The 20615-nt window shown below is 64.5% G+C and carries 20 protein-coding genes; 13 read left to right on the top strand and 7 right to left on the bottom strand.

The features are described from left to right. Positions 1–10: 10 nt before the first annotated feature. On the bottom strand, positions 11–2137 hold the full coding sequence (locus tag ACIPHN_RS10270; protein ID WP_400435814.1) for a 3-hydroxyacyl-CoA dehydrogenase NAD-binding domain-containing protein: 2127 nt from the start codon (positions 2135–2137) through the stop codon (positions 11–13). A gap of 367 nt (positions 2138–2504) precedes the next feature. Between ACIPHN_RS10270 and ACIPHN_RS10265 the strand changes: the two genes are divergently transcribed. The 7 genes from ACIPHN_RS10265 (at position 2505) to ACIPHN_RS10235 (ending at position 9930) form a co-directional block, all read left to right on the top strand. Beyond that, positions 2505–3305 carry an IclR family transcriptional regulator gene (locus ACIPHN_RS10265; protein WP_400435813.1) on the top strand — a complete coding sequence of 267 codons (801 nt, stop codon included), beginning with the start codon at positions 2505–2507 and terminating at the stop codon, positions 3303–3305. A gap of 378 nt (positions 3306–3683) precedes the next feature. Then, the gene (locus ACIPHN_RS10260) at positions 3684–4862 is read left to right on the top strand and encodes an ABC transporter substrate-binding protein (protein WP_400435812.1); all 1179 of its coding nucleotides are present in this window, start codon (positions 3684–3686) and stop codon (positions 4860–4862) included. Positions 4863–4940: 78 nt separating this feature from the next. Next, a complete protein-coding gene (locus tag ACIPHN_RS10255) occupies positions 4941–5813 on the top strand; it encodes a branched-chain amino acid ABC transporter permease (protein WP_400435811.1) in 873 nt (290 codons plus the stop codon). A 26-nt stretch (positions 5814–5839) separates the two neighbouring features. Beyond that, positions 5840–6802 carry a branched-chain amino acid ABC transporter permease gene (locus tag ACIPHN_RS10250; RefSeq protein WP_400435809.1) on the top strand — a complete coding sequence of 321 codons (963 nt, stop codon included), beginning with the start codon at positions 5840–5842 and terminating at the stop codon, positions 6800–6802. Next, positions 6789–7493, top strand: a complete 705-nt coding sequence (locus ACIPHN_RS10245; RefSeq protein WP_400435808.1) for an ABC transporter ATP-binding protein — start codon at positions 6789–6791, stop codon at positions 7491–7493. The genes ACIPHN_RS10250 and ACIPHN_RS10245 overlap by 14 nt, the downstream gene beginning before the upstream one ends. A gap of 2 nt (positions 7494–7495) precedes the next feature. After that, positions 7496–8197, top strand: coding sequence for an ABC transporter ATP-binding protein (locus ACIPHN_RS10240; protein WP_400435806.1), 702 nt, complete (start codon positions 7496–7498; stop codon positions 8195–8197). 71 nt (positions 8198–8268) lie between these two features. After that, on the top strand, positions 8269–9930 hold the full coding sequence (locus tag ACIPHN_RS10235) for an electron transfer flavoprotein-ubiquinone oxidoreductase (RefSeq protein WP_400435804.1): 1662 nt from the start codon (positions 8269–8271) through the stop codon (positions 9928–9930). A 59-nt stretch (positions 9931–9989) separates the two neighbouring features. Here ACIPHN_RS10235 and ACIPHN_RS10230 read toward each other — a convergent pair whose 3' ends face one another. Further along, positions 9990–10886, bottom strand: a complete 897-nt coding sequence (locus ACIPHN_RS10230; protein WP_400435802.1) for a LysR family transcriptional regulator ArgP — start codon at positions 10884–10886, stop codon at positions 9990–9992. A gap of 96 nt (positions 10887–10982) precedes the next feature. On the opposite strand from ACIPHN_RS10230, the gene ACIPHN_RS10225 reads away from it, so the two are divergent. Next, complete coding sequence (locus tag ACIPHN_RS10225; protein ID WP_400435800.1) at positions 10983–11597, top strand: LysE/ArgO family amino acid transporter; 615 nt, start codon at positions 10983–10985, stop codon at positions 11595–11597. A gap of 14 nt (positions 11598–11611) precedes the next feature. Here the strand turns inward: ACIPHN_RS10225 and ACIPHN_RS10220 are convergent, their stop codons facing one another. After that, on the bottom strand, positions 11612–13180 hold the full coding sequence (locus tag ACIPHN_RS10220; RefSeq protein ID WP_400435798.1) for an IclR family transcriptional regulator C-terminal domain-containing protein: 1569 nt from the start codon (positions 13178–13180) through the stop codon (positions 11612–11614). Between the two features lie 239 nt (positions 13181–13419). On the opposite strand from ACIPHN_RS10220, the gene ACIPHN_RS10215 reads away from it, so the two are divergent. The 3 genes from ACIPHN_RS10215 to ACIPHN_RS10205 are packed head-to-tail and all read left to right on the top strand — an operon-like array spanning position 13420 to position 16303. Beyond that, the gene (locus tag ACIPHN_RS10215; protein ID WP_400435796.1) at positions 13420–14337 is read left to right on the top strand and encodes an alpha/beta hydrolase; all 918 of its coding nucleotides are present in this window, start codon (positions 13420–13422) and stop codon (positions 14335–14337) included. A 35-nt stretch (positions 14338–14372) separates the two neighbouring features. Then, on the top strand, positions 14373–15467 hold the full coding sequence (locus tag ACIPHN_RS10210; RefSeq protein WP_400435795.1) for a mandelate racemase/muconate lactonizing enzyme family protein: 1095 nt from the start codon (positions 14373–14375) through the stop codon (positions 15465–15467). A gap of 11 nt (positions 15468–15478) precedes the next feature. Beyond that, positions 15479–16303 (top strand): NAD-dependent epimerase/dehydratase family protein, encoded by an 825-nt coding sequence (locus tag ACIPHN_RS10205; protein WP_400435793.1) that lies wholly within the window; start codon positions 15479–15481, stop codon positions 16301–16303. 165 nt (positions 16304–16468) lie between these two features. Here the strand turns inward: ACIPHN_RS10205 and ACIPHN_RS10200 are convergent, their stop codons facing one another. The 4 genes from ACIPHN_RS10200 to ACIPHN_RS10185 are packed head-to-tail and all read right to left on the bottom strand — an operon-like array spanning position 16469 to position 19384. Next, entirely contained in the window at positions 16469–17278 is an 810-nt protein-coding gene (locus tag ACIPHN_RS10200; RefSeq protein WP_400435791.1) for a transporter substrate-binding domain-containing protein, read from the bottom strand. A gap of 55 nt (positions 17279–17333) precedes the next feature. Next, positions 17334–18056 (bottom strand): amino acid ABC transporter ATP-binding protein, encoded by a 723-nt coding sequence (locus tag ACIPHN_RS10195; RefSeq protein WP_400435789.1) that lies wholly within the window; start codon positions 18054–18056, stop codon positions 17334–17336. Then, entirely contained in the window at positions 18040–18687 is a 648-nt protein-coding gene (locus ACIPHN_RS10190; RefSeq protein ID WP_400435788.1) for an amino acid ABC transporter permease, read from the bottom strand. Before ACIPHN_RS10190 ends, ACIPHN_RS10195 begins: the two co-directional genes overlap by 17 nt. Positions 18688–18703: 16 nt before the next feature. Further along, entirely contained in the window at positions 18704–19384 is a 681-nt protein-coding gene (locus tag ACIPHN_RS10185) for an amino acid ABC transporter permease (protein ID WP_400435786.1), read from the bottom strand. A 379-nt stretch (positions 19385–19763) separates the two neighbouring features. Here ACIPHN_RS10185 and ACIPHN_RS10180 point away from each other — a divergent pair, with 379 nt between their 5' ends. After that, entirely contained in the window at positions 19764–20237 is a 474-nt protein-coding gene (locus ACIPHN_RS10180) for a nuclear transport factor 2 family protein (protein ID WP_400435785.1), read from the top strand. Continuing rightward, the gene (locus ACIPHN_RS10175; protein ID WP_400435784.1) at positions 20237–20533 is read left to right on the top strand and encodes a Dabb family protein; all 297 of its coding nucleotides are present in this window, start codon (positions 20237–20239) and stop codon (positions 20531–20533) included. Before ACIPHN_RS10180 ends, ACIPHN_RS10175 begins: the two co-directional genes overlap by 1 nt. Positions 20534–20615 lie beyond the last annotated feature (82 nt).

The following is a 20615-nucleotide window of genomic DNA, read 5'->3' as shown; positions in this document are numbered from 1 at the left end:
GTCGCCTGGTTCAGCCGGCCTGGTTGAGCGACTCGAAGCTGGCGCCGCGTTCGACCAGCGCCACCAGCAGTGGTGACGGTGTCCAGAACAGCGGGTCTTCCTGGGCGAAGGCGCGGATATCGGCCAGGATTGCCGGCAGCCCCACCATGTCGGCGTACTTCATCGGCCCGCCGCGATAGCGCGGGAAGCCGTAGCCGTGCAGGAAGGTCACGTCCACGTCCAGCGGCCGCAAGGCGATGCCCTGGTGCACGACGTTGGCGCCCTCGTTGATCATCGCGGCCAGGTAGCGACGCAGGATTTCCTCGTTGCTGAAGCTGCGCGGCGAGACGCCGGCACGCTGGCGTTCGGCATCAATGATGGCCAGCACCTCCGGATCGGGCGTGCCAGTGCGGGCGCCGTCGGCATAGAGGTAATAGCCGCGCGCGGTCTTTTGCCCGAACCAGCCGCGCTCGCACAGCCGGTCGGCGATCTGCACGTAGCGCGCACGCGGATCGCGGGTGGCGGCGCGGCGCTTGCGGGTGGCCCAGCCGATATCGCCGCCGGCCAGGTCGGCCACCTGGAACGGGCCCATGGCAAAGCCGAATTCGCGCACGGCCTGGTCGATCTGGTAGGGCGAGGCACCATCTTCCATCAGGGCATCGGCGGCCTGGCGATACACGGCCAGGATGCGGTTGCCGATGAAGCCATCGCAGACACCGGCGCGCACCGGCACCTTGCGCAGGCGCTTGGCCAGTTCGAAGGCGGTCGCCACCACGTCATCGGCGACCTGGCGCGGCACCACGATCTCCAGCAGCTTCATGACATTGGCCGGCGAGAAGAAATGCAGCCCGATCACGTCGGCCGGCCGCGTGATGCTGGCGGCGATGGCATCGATATCGAGATAGGAGGTATTGGTGGCCAGCACGGCGCCGGGTTTGCACACGCGGTCCAGCTCGGCGAACACGGCCTGCTTGACGGCCAGGTCTTCGAACACGGCCTCGATGACCACATCGGCTGCGGCCAGGTCTTCATAGCGCGTGCTGCCCTGCAGGCGGGCCAGCACGGCGCTGCGGGCCTCGGCGGTGATCCGGCCCTTGGCCAGTTGGGCGTCGTAGACTTTTTCCACATGGGCGCGGCCACGTTGCAGGGCGGCGTCGTCGCGTTCGATCATGGTCACCGGCAGGCCGGCATCGAGCACGGCCACGGCGATGCCCGCGCCCATGGTGCCTCCGCCGACCACGCCCACGCTGGCGATGGCGCGTGGCTTGGCATGGCGGGTCTCGGGTGCTTTCTGGACTTCGCGTTCGGCGAAGAAGGCGTGGATGAGGCCGGCGCGCTGGGGGCTGTCCAGGCATTGCAGGAACAGCTTGCGCTCCAGCGCCAGGCCGTCGTCGAAGGGCAGGGTGGCGGCGGCTTGTACCGCTTCGATGATCTTCAGGGGCGAAAACAGGCCGCGCCACTTCTTGCCGGCCTCGGCCTGCACCGCCTCGATGGCGGCCAGGGTGGCCGCCCGGTCGGCCAGCGCGCCGGCGTCGCGGGTGCGGCGCACCGGGGCCCGGGCCTGCAGCAGCGCATCGAGTGCGCGCAGGCCAGCGGCGGTGGTGTCGGTGCCTTCTCCCAGGCTGTCCACCAGGCCCAGCGCGAGCGCTTCCGGCGCGCCCAGGTGGCGGCCGCTGAGCATCATCTCCAGCGCGGCTGCCGCCCCGATCAGGCGCGGCGCACGCTGGGTACCGCCGGCGCCGGGCAGCAGGCCCAGTTGCACCTCCGGCAAGCCCAGGCGCGCGTCGGGCATGGCCAGACGGTAATGCGCCGCCAACGCCACTTCCAGGCCACCGCCCAGGGCTGCGCCATGGATGGCGGCCAGCACCGGCTTGCGGCAGGCCTCGATACGGTTGCACAGCTCGGTCAGCAGGGGCGCTTGCGGCGGCTTGCCGAATTCACGGATATCGGCGCCACCGATGAAGTTGCGCCCGGCGCCCACCAGCAGGAGGGCGGCGATCTCGGGATCGGCATCCCCTTCCTCGATGGCCGCCAGGATGCCACGACGGACGGCGACGCCCAGGGCGTTGACCGGGGCATTGTCGATGGTCACCACCAGGATGGCACCGCTGCGCGCAAGGTGGACGGGGGCGCCATGGTCGGCGTGTTGGGCAGACATGTCGGGATCTCCTGTTTTAGTTGGTTCGCATAGCGAAACTCAAGTTCGCAAATTGATTTGATCGCCAACGATACCTCATTTGCTTCCCGTGTGTAAACCGGGTGCGGGGTGGCGCTCACCGGTACGCCATCTGCCTCCGATGCCCTTGTGGGGCGGGGCTTTGCGGCCAGGAAGGCCTTTGCCGGTGCGTGCAATTTCTTTGCGGCGCGGCCTTTTTGCCTCAGATGAAATCTTCTTGTTTTGCACAGCGGAACACGCGTTCGCAAATAATTGACAGTGCGAATCGAGGTGTGTACATTCCACTGCCAATGAGGGCAAGTCGGGTCACCGGCAGCGCCCGGACGAGTGGAAAACGGAGAAGTGAAGGATGGATGAGATTCTGGCGTTCAAGGGTGAGGATGAGAGCAACGACCGGCAGTTCGTCAATGCCCTGGCGCGTGGCCTGGAAATCCTGCGCTGCTTCCGTCCCGGCGAGATCTACCTGACCAATACCGAACTGGCCAAGCGCACCGGCCTGCCCAAGCCGACCATCTCGCGCCTGACCCATACCCTTACCCGCCTGGGCTATCTCGAATATTCGGAAGACCAGGGCCGCTACCAGCTTGGCTCGGGCGTGCTGGCGCTGGGTTACTCGCTGCTCTCCGGCATGGATGTGCGCAAGCTGGCGCGGCCAGCCATGCAGGAGCTGGCCGACTATTCCCAGTGCAACGTCGCCCTGGGTATCCGCGACCGTCTCAGCATGGTCTACATCGAAGCCACGCGCGGCCAGTCGGCCGTGACCCTGCGGCGCGACGTGGGCTCACGCATTCCGCTGGCCACGACCTCGATGGGGCGCGCCTTGCTGTGCGCCCTGCCGCAGAACGAGCGCGATTTCCTGATGGACCACATCCGCCTGCGCAATGAAGAGCAATGGCCCAAGGTCAAGGCGGGGATCGAGCAGGCCTTCCGGGATTTCCAGGACTACGGTTTCTGCATCTCGGTGGGCGAGTGGGAAAAGACCATCAGCGCCGTCGGCGTCCCCATGATCGACGCCAACGAAGAGAAGGTGATGGCCTTCAACTGCGGCGGCCCGGCCTTCATGCTCACCCGCGAGATGCTCATGGAAGACCTGGGTCCGCGCCTGGTGGCGGTGGTGCGCTCGGTGGAAACCAGCATGGGACGGCACTGAGCCGAGCGGCAGGCGGATCACCGCAAAGAATCATTGCAAGCAGGTATGAAGACAGAGAGAACCGGCTGACCGGTTCCGGCAATTCGGCAGCACCGCAACACCACAATAAAAAAAACAGCCGTTCGGGTCTTGAGCGACCCCTTTCAGCAATAGGCGTCATGCGCATCCTGTCCCGCCTGGACAGGACTTTCGCCAACGCCGTCACAGACTGGCCAGAGACGTGATCTGGCCGGGGCGGGAGCTTGCGTCCCATCCCGGCGGGGAAACGTGCGTCCTGACGCAGGGTGCCTATCGCTGAAGCGGGTCGCGCGGGTGGCGGATATCGTCCCCCGGGCAGATCGGCTGCATCACTTTCATCAGACCAAAGAGGTGGAGACAATGACAAGCAGGTATCAAGGCATCAAGCGACTGGCCGTGCTGGCCTGGGCAGCCTCGGCGCTGGTGGCCGGTACGGCCGGGGCCGAAGAACTGAAGGTGGGCGTGGAGATCCCGCTGACCGGCAGCCTGGCGCGGGTCGGCTCGGGCATGCAGGAGGGCATCAACGTGGCCGCCGAGGTGTTCAACAAGACCAATGGCAAGCACAAGGTCAAGCTGGTCACCATCGATGACGAATCGGCCCCGGCCAAGGCCATTGCCGCCGTCGAGAAGCTGGCCGGCGATGGCGTGCTGGCCGTCACCGGTGGCTACGGTTCCAACAACATCGCCCCGGCGGCCGACGCCGCTGCCAAGGCCGGCCTGGTCTACGTGACCTCGGGCGGCGTGGATGACAACCTGGTCAGTAGCGGCCGCAAGAACTTCTTCCGCATCAACAACGTGGCCGGTTACCAGAAGGCCATGGTGGGCTTGCTGGACGACATGAATGCGCGCTCGGTCTCGATCGTCTATTCGACCAAGGAAGCCACCGCCGCGCTGGCCAAGGACCTGGAAAAGGCCTGGGCTGCCAAGGGGCTGAAGGTGACGGCGCATGCCTTCGATCCCGCCATCAGCGACTTCAAGCCCATCATCAACAAGATCAAGCTGCAGGACAAGCCCGAGGTCATCGCCATGATCGGCTATGAAAACGACTACGTCGGCATCCTGCGCGCCACGCGCGTGTTGAAGCCCGCCGTCAAGGCCATGGTCGGCGTGTGGTCGCTGGCCACGCCCAAGATGGCCGCCGACTTCCCCGACCTGGTGCCCAATGTCTACGGCACGGCGCTGCTGCCGTATCCGGCCCAGTTCACCACGGCCGATGGCAAGCTCTTCGACGAGACCTATCGTCGCCTGTACAACAAGGAGCCTGACTACCTCGGCCAGTTCGGCTATGTGCAATCGATGCTGCTGTTCGAAGCCATCGCCCGCGCCGCCGACAAGGGGACGCTGAAGAAGGGCGGCGTGGCCGAGGAGATGCGCAAGACCGACCGCGAGACCCTGATCGGCCGTGTGCAGTTCGGCAGCAATGGCGACAACCTGAACTTCACCCACAACATGGGGCAGCATCAGGGCAACAAGGTGGCCATCGTCTGGCCCAAGGCCGCCGCCACCGGCAAGATGAATTACCCGGCCGTACCCTGGTAATGCCCACCGGGCGCGCGCACTGGCTGCCAGGGGCAGCAGTGGCGGTCGCGCCCGCGTTCAATCCAACGGAATGCAGATATGAGTGAACTGATACTGCAAGCCCTGTACTCGGGGCTGCTGCAGGGGGGCTCGTATGCCCTCATTGCCCTGGGACTGGCGCTGGTGTTCGGCGCCATGCGGGTGATCAACCTGGCGCAGGGCGAGCTGGTGCTGCTATCGGCCTACATCGCCTACTCGGTGGAGTCCGGCCTGGGCCTGAACCCGGTGCTGGCCATCCCGATTGCGCTGGTGGTGGTGTGCCTGACCTCGGCGCTGGTGTATTTCGTGGTGGGTCGCATCAAGAAGGACCGCGAGATCAATTCGCTCATCCTCACCTATGGCATAGGCGTGATCCTCACCAACGGCATGCTGCTGGTCTGGAAGGCGGACATCCGCTCCACCAGCTCCGAATGGATGCAGGAAGCCTTCGTGCTCGGTCCCTTCTACAGCATGCGCAGCGAGGTGCTGTTCTTCGGCGTGAGCCTGGTCATGATGGCGGCCCTGTGGTGGTGGCTCTCGCGCAGCTGGTATGGCCGCGCGGTGCGGGCCGTCTCCAGCAACCGCGATGCCGCCAAGCTCATGGGCATCAATCCCGGCTATACCGAACTGGTGTCCTTCATCGTGGCCGGCATCCTGGCCGCGTTCGCCGGCGTGGCGCTGTTCAGCTATGGCGTCATCAGCCCGGCCTATGGCGGCGTGCTGACGGTCAAGGCCTTCATCATCACGGTGCTGGCCGGGGTCGGCTCGATCCCCGGTGTGCTGATCGGGGCGGTGTTGCTGGGCGTGGCCGAGGCGCTGACGGTGACCCTGGCCAGCTCGGCCTTGCAGGAACTGGCCGGCATGGGATTGTTCCTGCTGGTGTTGTTCATCATGCCCAATGGCTTGTTCGGGGTACGGGGAAGACGAGGATGAGCATGCAGACGACCATGAAAACGACCATGAGCAAGACCAGCCTCTTGGCCCTGTTGGCCCTGTGCGTGGGCGGACCGCTGCTGTTTGCCCAGGACCACTACGTGATGAGCCTGCTGGTGGCCTCGATGGTGATCGGTGGCATCGCCCTGTCATGGGCGCTGCTGGGCAACCTGGGCGGCATGATCAGCTTCGGCCACGCCGCCTTCTTCGGCGTGGGCGCCTATACCTCGGCGGTGCTGAGCATGAAGTTCGGCGTGCCGGTGCTGGTGGCCTTGCTGCTGGGCGGGGTCGGGGCGCTGGTGGCGGCGCTGGCGATGTTGCCGGTACTGCGCCTGCGCGGTCCCTATTTTGCCCTGGCGATCCTGGCCTACGCCCATATCTTCCGCATCCTGGCCACGGAGTGGACCTCCATGACCGGCGGCTCCGGCGGGCTCTCCAGCATCCCCCCGTTGCCCACGCTGCCGGGGCTGGACCTGTCCAGCAAGATTGGCGCGTATTTCGTGATCCTGTTCATCGTGCTGGTGTTTGCCGTGATCTATGCCCGCCTGCGCGAGAGTCACTACGGCCTGGCCTTGCGCGCCATGCACGAGAGCGAGGATGCCACCCGCGTGGTCGGTGTCAACAGCCTCGTGCTCAAGGGCATGATGCTGCTGCTGTCGGCCTTCATGTGCGGCGTGGTGGGGGCGTTCAATGCGCACTACATCAGCTTCCTGGAGCCGGACTACGCCTTCAGCGCCCTGTGGGTCACCATCCCCATCGTGGCGGCCATCTTCGGTGGCTACCGCAGCATCACCGGCCCGGTGGTCGGCGCCGTGGTGGTCTACCTGCTGGACCAGCTGGTGTTCAAGAACATCATCCCCTCCGGCCACCAGCTGGTGCTGGGCGGCTTGCTGGTGGCGATGATCGTCTTCAGTCCGGATGGCCTGCTGCCGCTGCTGCGCAAGCTGTTCAAGGGCAAGTTCACGAGGAGCAAGCATGCTGCAACTTGACAAGGTATCGGTGCGCTTCGGCGGCCTGACCGCCGTCAACGAAGTCTCGCTGGAGGTCGGCAGCGGCGACGTGGTCGGGCTGGTGGGCGCCAATGGCGCCGGCAAGACCACACTCTTCAACGCCATCTCCGGGCTGGTGCGGCCGACCAGCGGGGCCATCCGCTTCAACGGTGCCGATATCCTGCATGCCCCGCTGCATCGGCGCGCCCGCCTGGGGATAGGCCGTACCTTCCAGATTCCGCAGCCCATGCATGAACTGACGGTGCGCCAGAACCTGATCGTGGCGCAGCGCTTTGCCACCGGCCGCGTCGATGAGAGCAAGATCGCCGAGGTGCTGGCCTTCACCGGACTGGCGGAGAAGGCCGACCGCGATGCCGCCAGCGAACTGGCCCTGACCGAACTCAAGGCACTGGAAGTGGCCAAGGCCCTGGCGACCCAGCCCCGGCTGCTATTGCTCGATGAAGTGCTGGCCGGTCTGGAGACCAACGGCAAGCGCCGCTTCATGCAGATGCTCAAGGGTTTGCACGAAGCCTTTGCGGTGGGCATCGTCATCATCGAGCACGACATCGAGACCATCAGCCAACTGTGCCATCGCGTGGCCGTGCTCAATTTCGGCCAGCTCATCGCCGAGGGCAAACCGGCCCAGGTGTTCAGCGATCCCGCCGTCATCAAGAGCTATACCGGAGCCTGACCATGCTTGAAGTCACCAACCTGCGCGCCGGCTATGGCGCCATCAATGTGTTGTGGGATGTCTCCCTGAAGGTCGGGCAAGGGCAACTGACCACCATCATCGGCCCCAATGGCGCCGGCAAGACCACGCTGCTGCGCGCCATCATGGGACTGTTGCCGATCGGGCAGGGCCAGGTCAGCCTGGATGGCCGCGTGCTCAATGGCATGCCGACCTGGGAGATGTCCCAGGTCTCGATGGCGATGATCCCGGAAGGACGCATGATCTTCCGCGCCATGAGCATCGAGGAAAACCTCATCATCGGCGCCTTCGCGCCCCAGCACCGCGCCCGCATGAAAGACAACCTGGAACGCGCCTATGCCATGTTCCCGCGCCTGCGCGAGCGGCGTCGGCAGCTGGCCGGTTCGCTCTCCGGTGGCGAGGCGCAGATGCTGGCCATGGCGCGCGGGCTGATGTCGGAACCGAAGCTGCTCATCATCGACGAGCCCTCGCTGGGGCTGGCACCGGTGGTGGTCAATGAACTCTTCGAGATCCTCACGCGGCTCAAAGAGGAAGGGCGCACCATCGTCTTGGTCGAACAGAACACCGAGCGCGCCGTCGGCGTGGCCGACCATGTCTACCTGATGCAGAGTGGCAAGGTCATCTTGTCGCAGACGGCGGCCGAGGTCGATCTCGATCATCTGCATGATCTTTATTTCGCGCGCTAGCAGCGATGCGGGCATGCTTTCGAAGTGACGGTATCGGAAATGCCGTCGTGACCAGGGAACAGGAGTAGTCGATGCAGATGGCGCAGTTGCTTGAACAATATGGTCCACGCGAATCCATGGAATACGACGTGGTGGTGGTCGGTGGTGGACCAGCCGGCCTGGCGGCTGCGATCCGGCTGAAACAGTTGTCGTCGGACCTGTCGGTCTGCGTGCTGGAGAAGGGCAGCGAAATCGGCGCCCACATCCTCTCCGGCGCGGTCATGGACCCGCGCGCCCTGAGCGAACTCATCCCCGACTGGAAGGCGCAAGGTGCGCCGCTGGAGACAAAGGTGAGCGAGGATCGCTTCCTCTTCCTCTCCGCCACCAAGGCCTACAAGACGCCCAACTGGCTGCTACCGGCCTGTTTCCAGAACCATGGCAACTACGTGATCTCGCTGTCCAACGTCACCCGCTGGCTGGGCCAGCAGGCCGAGGCGCTGGGTGTGGAAATTTTCCCCGGCTTCCCGGCTGCCGAGGTCCTCTACAACGACGATGGCTCGGTCAAGGGCGTAGCCACCGGCAACATGGGCATCAACAAGGAAGGCGAACCCGGCCCCGAATTCCAGCTGGGCATGGAACTGCACGCCAAGTACACCTTCTTCGCCGAAGGCGCGCGTGGTCACCTGGGCAAGCAACTGATCGCCAAGTACAAGCTGGATGCCGGCCGTGATCCACAGACCTATGCCATCGGCATCAAGGAATTGTGGGAAGTGAAGCCCGAAGTCCACCAACCCGGCCTGGTGGTCCACACCGCCGGCTGGCCGCTGGCCAACGATACCTATGGCGGCTCCTTCCTGTATCACCTGGAAAACAACCAGGTGGCGGTGGGTTACGTGGTGGGCCTGGCCTACGAAAACCCGTACCTGTCGCCCTTCGAGGAATTCCAGCGCTACAAGACCCACCCGGAGATCCGCAAGTTCTTCGAGGGTGGCAAGCGCCTCTCTTACGGTGCCCGCGCCATCACCGCCGGTGGTGTGCAATCGCTGCCCAAGCTGGTGTTCCCGGGTGGCGCGCTGCTGGGCTGCGACGCCGGCTTCCTCAATGCCTCGCGCATCAAGGGCAGCCACGCCGCCATCAAGAGCGGCATGATGGCAGCGGACGCCGCCTTCCAGGCCCTGGGTGAGAATCGCCAGTCTGATGAGCTGGCCGCCTATCCGGCTGCGTTCGAAGCGTCGTGGCTGAAGGAAGAATTGCACAAGGCCCGCAACTTCAAGCCCTCGATGAGCCGTGGGCTGGTCACCGGCACGCTGCTGGTGGGCATCGACCAGGTGCTCTTCGGCGGCAAGGCACCGTGGACCCTGCGTCATACGCATGCGGACCATGAGTGCCTGAAGCCAGCGGCCAACTATGCGCCGATCGCCTATCCGAAGCCGGACGGCAAGCTGACTTTCGACCGCCTCTCATCGGTGTTCATCTCCAACACCAACCACGGCGAAGACCAGCCCGCCCACCTGACCTTGAAGGACAAGAACGTACCGGTGCAGATCAACCTGGCCAAGTACGCCGGCCCGGAATCGCGCTACTGCCCGGCAGGTGTCTACGAGTTCGTCAAGAACGAGGACAACAGCGAACGCCTGCAGATCAATGCCCAGAACTGCGTGCACTGCAAGACCTGTGACATCAAGGACCCGACCCAGAACATTGTCTGGGTCACGCCCGAAGGCGGTGGTGGGCCCAACTACTCGGGCATGTGACAACAAGGCAGCTGCAAGGCAGGATCTGATATCACTGCGCATTGAGCGACGATGGAAGGTTATTTTTTCAGCATGGCCGTGGCAACTTGCTGCAACACCTGGCTGACTTCCTCCAGCGTACGCGAGGGGATGGCGGCATGTTGCCAGTAGAGCGGCACGTCCAGCCAGCGGCCGGGAGCGATATCGACGATACGTCGCTCGTGCAGGGCGGCATGGATCAGTGAGTCGGGCGCCAGGCACCAGCCTAGTCCCAGTGCGGCTGCTTCGATGAAACCGGTTGCCGTGGGCAGGTAGTGCAGGGGAGGGTTGAGGCGCGCGCGGGTGATGCTGCGTATGAAGCGCCACTGCAGGGCATCCTTGCGATTGAATACGATCATGGGCGCTTGCGCCAAGGTCTCGGCGCACAGTCCCGTCCCGAAATGGCGCCTGGCGAAATCCGGTGCGGCGATGGCGCGATAGCGCATCACGCCCAGTGGGCTCACGCGACATCCCTGTACCGGCGTGGCCTCGGACGTGACAGCACCGATCACCGCGCCTTCTCGCAGCAGGGCCAGGGTATGGTCCTGGTCATCCACGCGCACATCGAAGACATAGCCATGTTCGTGGTGCAGCCGGGCCAGTGCCGCGATCAGCCAGGTCTCTAGGGAATCGTCGTTGACCGCGATCACCAGCGAACGCCATGAGGACTGTGTGCGACGCGCGGGAGCCAGTTCGTCCAGCGCCTCAGCCTGCAGCAACTGCATGGCGCGCACCCGCCGCAGCAATTGTTCACCCGCCGGTGTTGGCCGGCAGGGCGGTTGGCGCACCACCAGCAACTGGCCCAGGCCGTCCTCAAGATGGCGGATGCGCTGGGAGATGGCCGAGGGCGTCACCGACAGGCGCCGCGCAGCAGCCTCAAAGCTGCCTTCTTCGATGACCGCCGAAAAGGCAGAAAGGCGGGGATGCATCAGGTCCATGGTCAGATCAGTTTGGCTAATGTAGATGAAGAACAATTAGCTTAACTTAGCATGACGAATCCAGCATCATCCGGGTTTTTGGAATTGCTTCCCGCCATGATCCTGAGTGCTGCCACCACCGGTTTTCTGAGTTGCGCCGGTCTGATCGTCGCCATCGGTTCGCAGAACGCCTACGTGTTGCGTCAGGGGGTGCTGCGCCGCTTTGTCGCCCCGGTCGTGGCCCTGTGCATCGCGGGCGATGTCGTGCTCATCCTGGCCGGTGTGGCCGGCGCGGGCGTACTGGTCGAGCGATGGCCGCAGGCGCTGGTGCTGGTCCGCTACCTGGGCGGGCTGTTCTTGCTGGCCTATGGCGCGATGGCGGCGCGGCGCGCCCTGCAGGGCAGTGGCAGCCTGCATGCGGCGCACGCCAGGCACGCAGGACTGGGACGGACCTTGCTGACCTGCCTGTTGTTGAGTTTCCTCAATCCGCACGTCTACCTGGATACCGTGGTCTTGCTGGGCGGGATGGCATCGCGCTACCCCGGTGGATTGCGTTGGGTATTTGCCGCTGGCGCCTGTGCCGCCAGCCTGGTCTGGTTCACCTGCCTGGGCTTCGGGGCGCGTCTGCTGCAGCCGGTGCTGGCCCGGCCGCTGGCATGGCGGCTGCTTGATGGTGCGGTCGCCGTTTCCATGCTGGCCATGGCGCTGTTGCTGCTGTTGCAGGTGGGGTGAGCTGCAGGTGTGGCTCAGAGACCCAGCTCGAACAGGTGGCCTGACAGGGGCGCGCGCTTGAGCGTATCCAGCGGAACCGGATGGCGCGCGGTGGTGATGAAGAGACGATCGAGATCCTCACCGCCCAGGCATAGCCCAGTCGGATAGGGGACGGGGAGTGCCACGGAACGGTCGCAGCTGCCATCCTCGCGCAGATGGATCACGTTCCAGCCGTCACGCAGGGCGGCCCACAGTCCGCCCTCCTTGTCGAATTCGAGGGCCGTGATCGACCCCGAGGCCTTGGGTACGCTGGCCAGCCGTTTCACCGATGACACGCCGGGGCGCAGGATGAAGATGGCGCCCGACTCGGGCGCGGTGGCATAGAGCTGCTTGGTCCAGGCGTTCCAGCGGATACAGGTTACCGGTTCGGGAATGGACCAGGTCACCTTGAAGTTGCCACCGGCATCGAGCTGTCCGATCAGCGCGCCATTGACCGATTCGACGGCCACCCAGATGTCGTCACCTTCGCCGGCTTCCAGCGAAACGATTTCCAGGTTGCGCCATTCCCAGTGCGGATGCACACCGTGGTCGTCGACCCGCAGGGCACCGTTCTGATGGGTCAGCAGGAGATGGTCCTGGCGTGGCAGCACGCCCGTGACCGGTTGCTCCAGATGCAGGATTTCCTCCGGCCCGCCGGGACGATAGGTGCGCAACGTCGGTCCCAGCGCATCGATCCACACCAGCCGGTTGCGCCGAGTGCACCAGCGTGGGCTGGCACCATACAGGGCCATGGTGCTGGCCTCGGCCACGCGGCAGCCATCGGCGGGCAAGGTCTTCAGCGGGCTCAGGCGACTGCCGATGTAGCGAGCCGATTCGGCGATCTGTGGTCCTAGCAGTTCCAGCCGCGTACGGCTGAGGCGAAACGCCGGCCCGGCCACGCTGATGGCACCGCGTACCACGCCATCCTGGTCGATTACGGCCGCGCCGACGCAGCGCACGCCGGAGACGATTTCCTCATCATCGATGGCGTAGCCGCGCATGCGAATGGCTTGCAGCTCGGTCGATAGCGCGCGCCGGTCCGACAGCGTCATGGGCGTGAACTTGCGCATGCTGACATTCTTCATCACGGCATCGCGGGAGCTGCCATCCATGGCCGCCAGCACGGCCTTGCCCTGGCTGGTGGCATAGACACTCTTGCGAAATCCGACGGCGGTATTGGAGCGCAGGCTATGGCCACCGTCGAAGCGCTCCAGTGACACGATATGGCTGCCCTCCAGCGCACCCACATAGGCAGTCTCGTTGGTGAGGTCGCGCAATTCGCGCAATTCGTCGCCAGCGGCCATGACCAGCTCGGGCATGGTGTAGACCTGCTTGGCGAAATCCAGGCAGCGCGATCCCAGGCAATACACCTTCTTGACCGGATCATGGCGCACCAGTCCGCGCAGCACCAGCGTGGCCAGAAGCCGATAGGTGGTGGTGCGGGGCAGGCCGACGGCCGCCGAGATTTCCATGTGGCTCAGTCCACCCGGGCGCAAACCGATGGCATCGAGCACATCGATTGCCTTTTCTAGGGCGCCGGTGCCGTCGCCAGGGTTGCTAGCCATCTTTTACCGCCTGTCTCAGATTTTGGAATATGGACGTCCGGGTAGGGCCGGCGTCGCCTTGTCGATGCTTTCATTTTGCAGACGGCGCCTTAGAATTGCCAAACCTCGAAAGAAGGGGATTGCCCGGCTGTTCCAATATGTGGAACGCAGTATAAGCCCGGTGTGCGCTCGCGTTTAGCCCGATCGTTGCGCGCTGCAGCAATCCATGACAAGCCCAGAGACCAGTGCAGGAAATCCACGTGCCACTACATCCCCGATTGGAAACCATGATTGCCGAGCGCCGGCAAGCCGCGGCCGGCGCCGTAGCCCCTGCGCGTTCAGCCCAGGCGGCCCGCGCCGGCATTGCCGCGCGTCGCCAGTCCTGGGGCGCCGGCCCCGAAGTGGGTGAGATCAGCGAGCTGACGTTGCCCAGTCGCGGCGGGCCCATGACGGTGCGTCGTTATCGCCCGGAAGGCGGCGCGCGCGGCCGGCTCCTGTGGCTGCATGGCGGTGGCTGGGTGGCCGGCAGTCTGGCCGACTATGATCCTTTTGTCCGCGCCATCTGCCAGGCCAGCCGTTGCGAGGTGCTGGTGCCGGACTACCGGCTGGCACCCGAACATCCCTTCCCGGCCGCGCTGGAAGATGGTGAGGATGTACTGGCCTGGCTCACCGGACTGGGTGATGGCCTGCCGCTGCTGATCGGCGGCGACAGTGCCGGCGGCAACCTCGCTGCCGTGCTGGCCCAGCAGGCCAGGGGACGGGTGGTCTTGCTGGGGCAGTTGCTGCTCAGTCCGGTGACCGATTGCGATACCGAGACCGAAAGCTATCGCGAGAGCGGAAGCGGCTATCTGCTTGATACCGCCGAGATGCAATGGCTCTGGCAGCAATATGTCCCGAATGGGACGCTGGAGTCGCCGCGCATCTCACCGCTGCGTGCGCGTTCGCTGGCCGGCGTGGCGCCGGCCTGGGTTGTCGGGGCGCAATATGATGTGCTGCGTGACGATGCCCGTCGCTATGCCCGCAAGCTGGGCTGGCATGGGGTCCGTCATCGTTACAGCGAATACGCCGGCATGACGCACAATTTCGGCCCCATGATGAACGTGCTGGAACCGGCCCGTCAGCTCCTGCAGGAGATGGATGAGGTGGTCGGCAGGATGATTGCCGGGACGCCCCTGTGAGCGGCCCGGTCAGGTTTGGTGTTTGAGGAGAAGAAATGAAGATCAAGGCAATCGACGTCATCGAACTGGTGATTCCCTTCGATGATGGCGGACGCGGCATGGGCATCACGCCCGGTCGCTGGGACTCGGTGGATTCGGTACTGATCCGCATCGAGACCGATACCGGACTGGTAGGCTGGGGCGACTGCTTCTCCTACGTCTGCCGTACGGCCACGGCGGCAGCCGCGCGCGACATGATCCGGCCCATGCTGCTGGGCCGGGAGCTCGATGCGACCCCGGAGAAGCTCAACCACGAATTGCAGAAGCGGCTGCACATCTTCGGTCGCTATGGCGTGACCCTGTTTGCCATCTCCGGCTTTGATATCGCGCTCTGGGATATCGCCGCACAGCGGGCCGGCCAGCCCCTGCATGCGCTGCTGGGCCAGGCGCGACGCGATCAGGTGGAGGCCTACGCCAGCCTGGTGCGCTATGCCGATGCTGAGCTGGTGCAGCATTTCTGCCGGCAGGCCGTGCAGCAGGGCTACCGCAACATCAAGCTGCACGAGATTGACCCGGAGGTCATCCGCGCCGCGCGCCGGGCCAGCGGTCCCGAGGTGGGTATCTCGGTGGACGTGAACTGTGCCTGGGATGCAGAGCAGGCGCGCGAACGCCTGGCCGTGATGCGGGAGATCGACGCGGCCTGGCTGGAGGAACCGGTGTTCCCGCCGGAAGACTTCGAGACGCTGGCGGCGCTCAATGCCGAGTTTGCGCTGGGCGCGGGCGAGAACGCCTGCACCCGCCACGAGTTCAGGAAGATGATGCAGGCCGGGGCCGTACGTTATCCCCAGCCGTCGGTGATCAAGGTCGGCGGCGTGAGCGAATTCATGGCCGTGGCACAGGAGGCCCAAGGTCATGGCCTCACGGTGATGCCGCACTCGCCCTATTTCGGTCCCGGCTATTTTGCCACCCTGCATCTGGCAGCCGTGCTGCATGGCGCACCCTTGTTCGAACACCTGTATGTCACGCTGGAAGGCGACCTGGCGCAGGGCGGCACGCCGCTGCCGGTCGATGGCCGCGTCACCATTCCGCAAACACCTGGCCTGGGCTTCATCCCTGACCCGGCCATCCTGCAACGTTACCGTATCGCCTGAGAGGATAGTTCATGAAAACCATCGCCCTTACCGGCGCCGCCGGCAGTGTCGGCACCGGGCTGCGCGCACCGCTGCTCGCCCTGGGTTATCGCCTGCTGCTGCTGGACATCCGCGAGATCACCGATTGCCGCGAGCACGAGCAGGCCAGGGTGGTCGACTGCACCGACAAGGACAAGCTGGTCGAGGCCTTCAAGGGCGTGGATGGCATCGTCCATCTGTCGGCCTGCACCACTGACGCGGCCTGGGACCAGCAGGTCAAGCTCTCCGTGGAAGGCTGCATCGCCGTCTTCGAGGCTGCCCGCGAAGCGGGTGTGCCGCGCATTGCCTATGCCAGTTCCAACCACGTGGTGGGCCTGCATCCGCGCGTGCGAGACATCGACAACCAGGTGCAGATGCGTCCCGATGGCCGCTATGGCGTAGGCAAGGCCTTCGGCGAACTGATGTCCTCGCTGTATGCGTACAAGTTCGGCCTGAAGATCCTGGCCATCCGTATCGGCAATGCCAACGACAAGCCCATCGACCGTCGTCGCCTGGGCAACTGGATCTGGTGGAAGGATCTGGCGCAGCTCATTTCCATCGGCATGGAGCGCGAAGACCTGGTCTACGAAGTGGTCTATGGCGTCTCCGACACCACGCGCCGCCAGTTCGACAACAGTCGCGCCTATGCACTGGGCTACCGGCCGGAAGGGCGGCCAGATGAGCATGTCGATGCGGTATATGCCATCGATCCGCCACCGGTCCCGGGCTCGGAGGCCGCACTGGCCCTGCGCGAGACCACCTTCGGTGGCGACTTCTCGCAGTGGGAGTTCGTGGGCAGCCCACAGCGCCTGTATTGAGGCCGGGAAACCGGGATGTTGTAACCGGTGCTGCCTGCCATCCCCATGATGGCAAGCACCTTTGATGCGAGGGCTTGCCCTCGCTTTTTTTGGGGCTGTTGCTGTCGGGATGAAAAAGGGGCTGCCGTCTTGTGACGGCAGCCCCTGCAGCGCGAGCAAGATCGATCAGGCCGCGGCGATGGCCTTCACCAGTGCCGGCGGCAGGTCGGTGCCGTGGGCACGCTTGTAGGCGGCGTTGATGAAGCCATTGGCGGTGTTGGTGGCGATCCACTTGTCCACCCAGGTCTTGAGCGCATCGTCGCCGCGTCGCATGCCCATGCCGTGCAGGCTGGTACGCAGCACGACCTTGGTCTCCATCTGGCGCGCCGGCTGACGCTCATTGATCTTGTCGGTCAGGGTGGAGGATTGCGCCACCAGATCGAGCTGGCCGCTCAGGATCGAGGTCATGGTGGTCGATTCATCCTCGAAACGCACGATCTCCACACCAGCCGGGGCGGTGGCGGTGAGGTCGGTGTCCGAGATGGTGCCGCGCGCCACGGCCACCTTCTTGCCCACCAGGTCATTGAGACTCTTGACCTGCAAGGCCTTGGGGCCGGCCACGGTGTTGGTGGTGCCGTCATACGGATGGGAAAAACCGATGACCTTGGCGCGCTCGGGCGTAATGGTCATGGCCGCCACCACCAGATCAGCCTTGTTGGTGATGAGCAGCGGCACCCGGTTGGCGCCGTTGGTGGGAATGATCTCCATGGCCACGCCCAGGTCCTTGACCAGCTGGCGGGCGATCTCGTACTCGCAGCCGGCCCACTCCAGCTTGTCGTTCTTGTAGGACCAGGGCGGTACGTTGGGGTCGAGCGCGACGCGGATCTTGCCGCGCGTGCGCACGTCGTCCAGCGTATCGGCCATGGCCAGAGGCGCCAGCGTGCCGGCGGCGGCCAGTGCGGCCGATTGGATGAGGAAATCGCGACGTGACAACATGATGTCTCCCTGATGGATGTTGTGGTGGGTGAAGCGGATAGGGGCCGGGCGCGGTTCAGGCCAGCACGAAGTCGCGCAGCTCCGGCGTGGCAGACGCGTCCAGGATGGCGGCCGGGCCGCTCTCGTGGACCACGCCGTTGCGCATGTAGATCACCTGGCTGGCAACCTTGCGGGCGAAGGCCATCTCGTGCGTCACCAAGACCATGGTCATGCCTTCGGCGGCCAGCTCTTCCATCACGCGCAGTACTTCGCCGGTCAGTTGCGGGTCCAGTGCCGAGGTGACTTCATCGAAGAGCATCAGCTTGGGCTCCATGGCCAGGCTGCGGGCAATGGCCACGCGCTGCTGCTGGCCGCCGGAGAGCTGCTGCGGGTAGGCATCGAGCTTGGCGCCCAGGCCGACCTTGGCGAGCACGCCCTGGGCGATCTCGTTGGCTTGCGCCGCCTTCATGCGCTTGACCGACTTGAGCGCCAGGGTCACGTTCTGTTGCACCGTCAGGTGAGGGAACAGGTTGTAGCTCTGGAAGACGATGCCCACATCGCGGCGCAACGCCTTGCGGTCCACATGGGGCGCATGCAGTGCATGGTCGCACACGGACAACTGGCCGGCGTCGATGCTTTCCAGCCAGCCCATGCAACGCAGGGTGGTGCTCTTGCCGGAACCGCTCTGGCCGATGATGGCGACGACTTCGCCGCGATGGATCTGCATGTCCACGCCGGCCAGCACCTGGTTGGTGCCGAAGGCCTTGCGCACGCCTTGCATCTTAACGACTGCTGACATTGAGTTTCCTTTCCAGTGCACGAGCCTGCATCGACAGGGGATAGCAGACCGCGAAATACAAGAGTCCTGCCAGGCCGAAATAGATGAACGGCTGGAAGGTAGCGTTGTTGATGACCTTGGCGTTGTAGCTGAGCTCGGCAAAGCCCACCACCAGCGAGGCCGTGGAGGTGTTCTTGACGATCTGCACCATGAAGCCCACCGTGGGCGGCGTGGCCAGGCGCAGTCCTTGCGGCAGGATCACCTGGCGCATGCGCTGCCAGCGCGACAGACCCAGGCATTCGGCCGCTTCCCACTGGGCACGCGGGACCGATTGCAGACAGCCGCGCCAGATATCGGCCAGATAGGCGCTGGCATAGATGGACATGGCCAGGGTCGCGGCCGACAGGGGCGCCACCGCATCCATGCCCAGCAGGTCGGGACCGAAGAAGCACAGTCCCATGAGTACCAGCAGCGGCGTGCCCTGCACCAGCTGGATATAGAGCGAGGCGGCGCCGCGCACGACGCCGTTGCCGGAGATGCGTGCCAGGCAGAGCACGAATCCCAATGCGCCACCGCAGGCGAAGGTCAGTACCGAGAGCAGGGCCGTGCCAAGCAGGCCTTGCAATAGCGACGTGAGGAAGATCGAATTCATGATGATGTGCTTCTCCTCAGGCATTGCCCAGCTTGCGCTGGCGCGGGAACAGCAGCATCCCCAGGAGCGCAAAGCCGATCTTGAGCAACAGCGCCAGCGCCAGGTAGATCGCCCCCAGCACCACGAAGACCTCGAAGTTCCGATAGGTCAGGCTCTGTACACGATTGGAGACCCCAAACAGTTCTTCCACCCCCACGGCCGAGAGGATGCTTGACCCCAGCATCAGCAAGACATACTGGCTGGCCAGTGCCGGATAGACCTTTTCCATGGCCGGCTGCAGGATCACGTGCAGGTAGATCTGCCAGCGCGACAGGCCCAGGCAATCGGCTGCTTCGATCTGGCCCGGATGGATGGCATCCATGCCGGCACGCATGATCTCGCTGGTGTAGGCACTGATATTGACCACCAGGGCGATGGTGGCACCCATCAGGATCGGTACCCGAACACCGCTGCTGGCCAGGCCGAAGATGAGGAAGTAGGCCTGGATCAGCAGGGGCGTATTGCGGATCACCTCGACATAGGCACCCAGCAGCTTGCGCAGCCAGGCCGGACCATTGCCACGCCCGATGGCGCACAGCGTGCCACCGATGAAGCCGAGCAGGATGGCCAGCAGGATCATCTGCACCGTCACCCACGCACCGCGCAGGAAGATGGGCCATTGTTCCATTACTGTCTGGAAATCGAATTGATAGCTCATGGCGCCTCTCCACGTTGCGGCGGCGGGGTCGACCCGTCGCCGGACGTAGCGCGCCATGCTGCAGCGGGGGCAGTCATGGGAGTCTCCGGATTGAAATGATTGTTGGATGTCGAGCGATTCTAGGGAGCGCAGGCTTGTCCGGCCAGTCGCCCGGGACAGCGACTGCACCTCACTATTCCAATGGGTGGAACCCGGCGCGCAACAGGGGAGGCAGGACGTGGAGGATGCGCGGCTTCGTTCCAGTGAGTGGGATGAGGACGGATTTTGCATTGGCTGGACGGTTCCCGGCTCGCAATTGCTTCACTACTATCGGCCTTGCATACCGGTTGCCACGACCTCCATGTCGCTGCACCGGTCAACGATTCCAAGGAAAACCCCCATGACCCAGCCCACCCACGAGACACAACAGCGCTATGCGGCCCTGATCCGCCGTTACTTCGATGCCTGCAACGCCGCCGACTACCAGGCGTTGGTATCCTGCTTCACCCCGGATGCGGTGCATTACTTTCCCGCCGGCTTGCCCGAGATCCCCTGGCGCAGCGCCGATACCATCGCCCGCAAATGGGTCTGGTGCGTGGAAAACCTGGGATCGCAGTGGACCATCGAGAAGATGCTGGTCAGCCACGACAGTCATGAAGCCGTGATCGAGTGGACCCACTGGAAAGGCAAGCTGGGCACGGCCCTGCGTGGCGATGAATGGTATGTCTTCGACCAGGACAGCGGGCTGATCAAGGAAATCCGTGCCTTCTACGCCTCGCCGGCCGACAAGGAAGTGGCCATCAACCAGCTGGTCGATTTCGACTACGCCGGTCGCGGTTATCACCTGGGGCCGGCCAAACAGGGAGTCAAGTGATGATGCGCCATGTGGTGATGTTCCGCCGCCTGGCGGCGGTGGAGAGGGATGTGGCGCGCCAGACGGCACTGGCCGAGCGCATGCGCGTGCTGGTCGGGGAGATCGACTTCATCCGCGACTGGAAGGTCTCGGCCAACGTGCTGGATCGCCCGATCTGCTGGGACTACCTGCTGGAGTCGTCCTTCGATGACGCCGATGCCGTGCAGCGCTACCTGGTACATCCGGCACATGTGGCCCTGATCCAGGACCTGAAACAGTATTTCGAGTGGGCAGCGGTAGACTACGTCCAATCCTGATCGGTGGGCTCGCATTCATGGCGACGCACATCACGCAATTTTTATCCAGACCGGCCGGCGCGACGCCAGGCTGGCTTTAGTT

It is taken from the genome of Herbaspirillum sp. NPDC087042 (genome assembly GCF_044745245.1).
In the GTDB taxonomy this organism is placed as follows: domain Bacteria; phylum Pseudomonadota; class Gammaproteobacteria; order Burkholderiales; family Burkholderiaceae_D; genus Herbaspirillum.
This window is presented reverse-complemented; position numbering and strand designations above follow the sequence as displayed.

Coding starts and splice junctions, on each gene's coding strand:
- ACIPHN_RS10270 (WP_400435814.1), bottom strand. CDS start 2,137: ATGTCTGCCCAACACGCCGACCATGGCGCCCCCGTCCACCTTGCGCGC.
- ACIPHN_RS10265 (WP_400435813.1), top strand. CDS start 2,505: ATGGATGAGATTCTGGCGTTCAAGGGTGAGGATGAGAGCAACGACCGG.
- ACIPHN_RS10260 (WP_400435812.1), top strand. CDS start 3,684: ATGACAAGCAGGTATCAAGGCATCAAGCGACTGGCCGTGCTGGCCTGG.
- ACIPHN_RS10255 (WP_400435811.1), top strand. CDS start 4,941: ATGAGTGAACTGATACTGCAAGCCCTGTACTCGGGGCTGCTGCAGGGG.
- ACIPHN_RS10250 (WP_400435809.1), top strand. CDS start 5,840: ATGAGCAAGACCAGCCTCTTGGCCCTGTTGGCCCTGTGCGTGGGCGGA.
- ACIPHN_RS10245 (WP_400435808.1), top strand. CDS start 6,789: ATGCTGCAACTTGACAAGGTATCGGTGCGCTTCGGCGGCCTGACCGCC.
- ACIPHN_RS10240 (WP_400435806.1), top strand. CDS start 7,496: ATGCTTGAAGTCACCAACCTGCGCGCCGGCTATGGCGCCATCAATGTG.
- ACIPHN_RS10235 (WP_400435804.1), top strand. CDS start 8,269: ATGCAGATGGCGCAGTTGCTTGAACAATATGGTCCACGCGAATCCATG.
- ACIPHN_RS10230 (WP_400435802.1), bottom strand. CDS start 10,886: ATGGACCTGATGCATCCCCGCCTTTCTGCCTTTTCGGCGGTCATCGAA.
- ACIPHN_RS10225 (WP_400435800.1), top strand. CDS start 10,983: ATGATCCTGAGTGCTGCCACCACCGGTTTTCTGAGTTGCGCCGGTCTG.
- ACIPHN_RS10220 (WP_400435798.1), bottom strand. CDS start 13,180: ATGGCTAGCAACCCTGGCGACGGCACCGGCGCCCTAGAAAAGGCAATC.
- ACIPHN_RS10210 (WP_400435795.1), top strand. CDS start 14,373: ATGAAGATCAAGGCAATCGACGTCATCGAACTGGTGATTCCCTTCGAT.
- ACIPHN_RS10205 (WP_400435793.1), top strand. CDS start 15,479: ATGAAAACCATCGCCCTTACCGGCGCCGCCGGCAGTGTCGGCACCGGG.
- ACIPHN_RS10200 (WP_400435791.1), bottom strand. CDS start 17,278: ATGTTGTCACGTCGCGATTTCCTCATCCAATCGGCCGCACTGGCCGCC.
- ACIPHN_RS10195 (WP_400435789.1), bottom strand. CDS start 18,056: ATGTCAGCAGTCGTTAAGATGCAAGGCGTGCGCAAGGCCTTCGGCACC.
- ACIPHN_RS10190 (WP_400435788.1), bottom strand. CDS start 18,687: ATGAATTCGATCTTCCTCACGTCGCTATTGCAAGGCCTGCTTGGCACG.
- ACIPHN_RS10185 (WP_400435786.1), bottom strand. CDS start 19,384: ATGAGCTATCAATTCGATTTCCAGACAGTAATGGAACAATGGCCCATC.
- ACIPHN_RS10180 (WP_400435785.1), top strand. CDS start 19,764: ATGACCCAGCCCACCCACGAGACACAACAGCGCTATGCGGCCCTGATC.
- ACIPHN_RS10175 (WP_400435784.1), top strand. CDS start 20,237: ATGATGCGCCATGTGGTGATGTTCCGCCGCCTGGCGGCGGTGGAGAGG.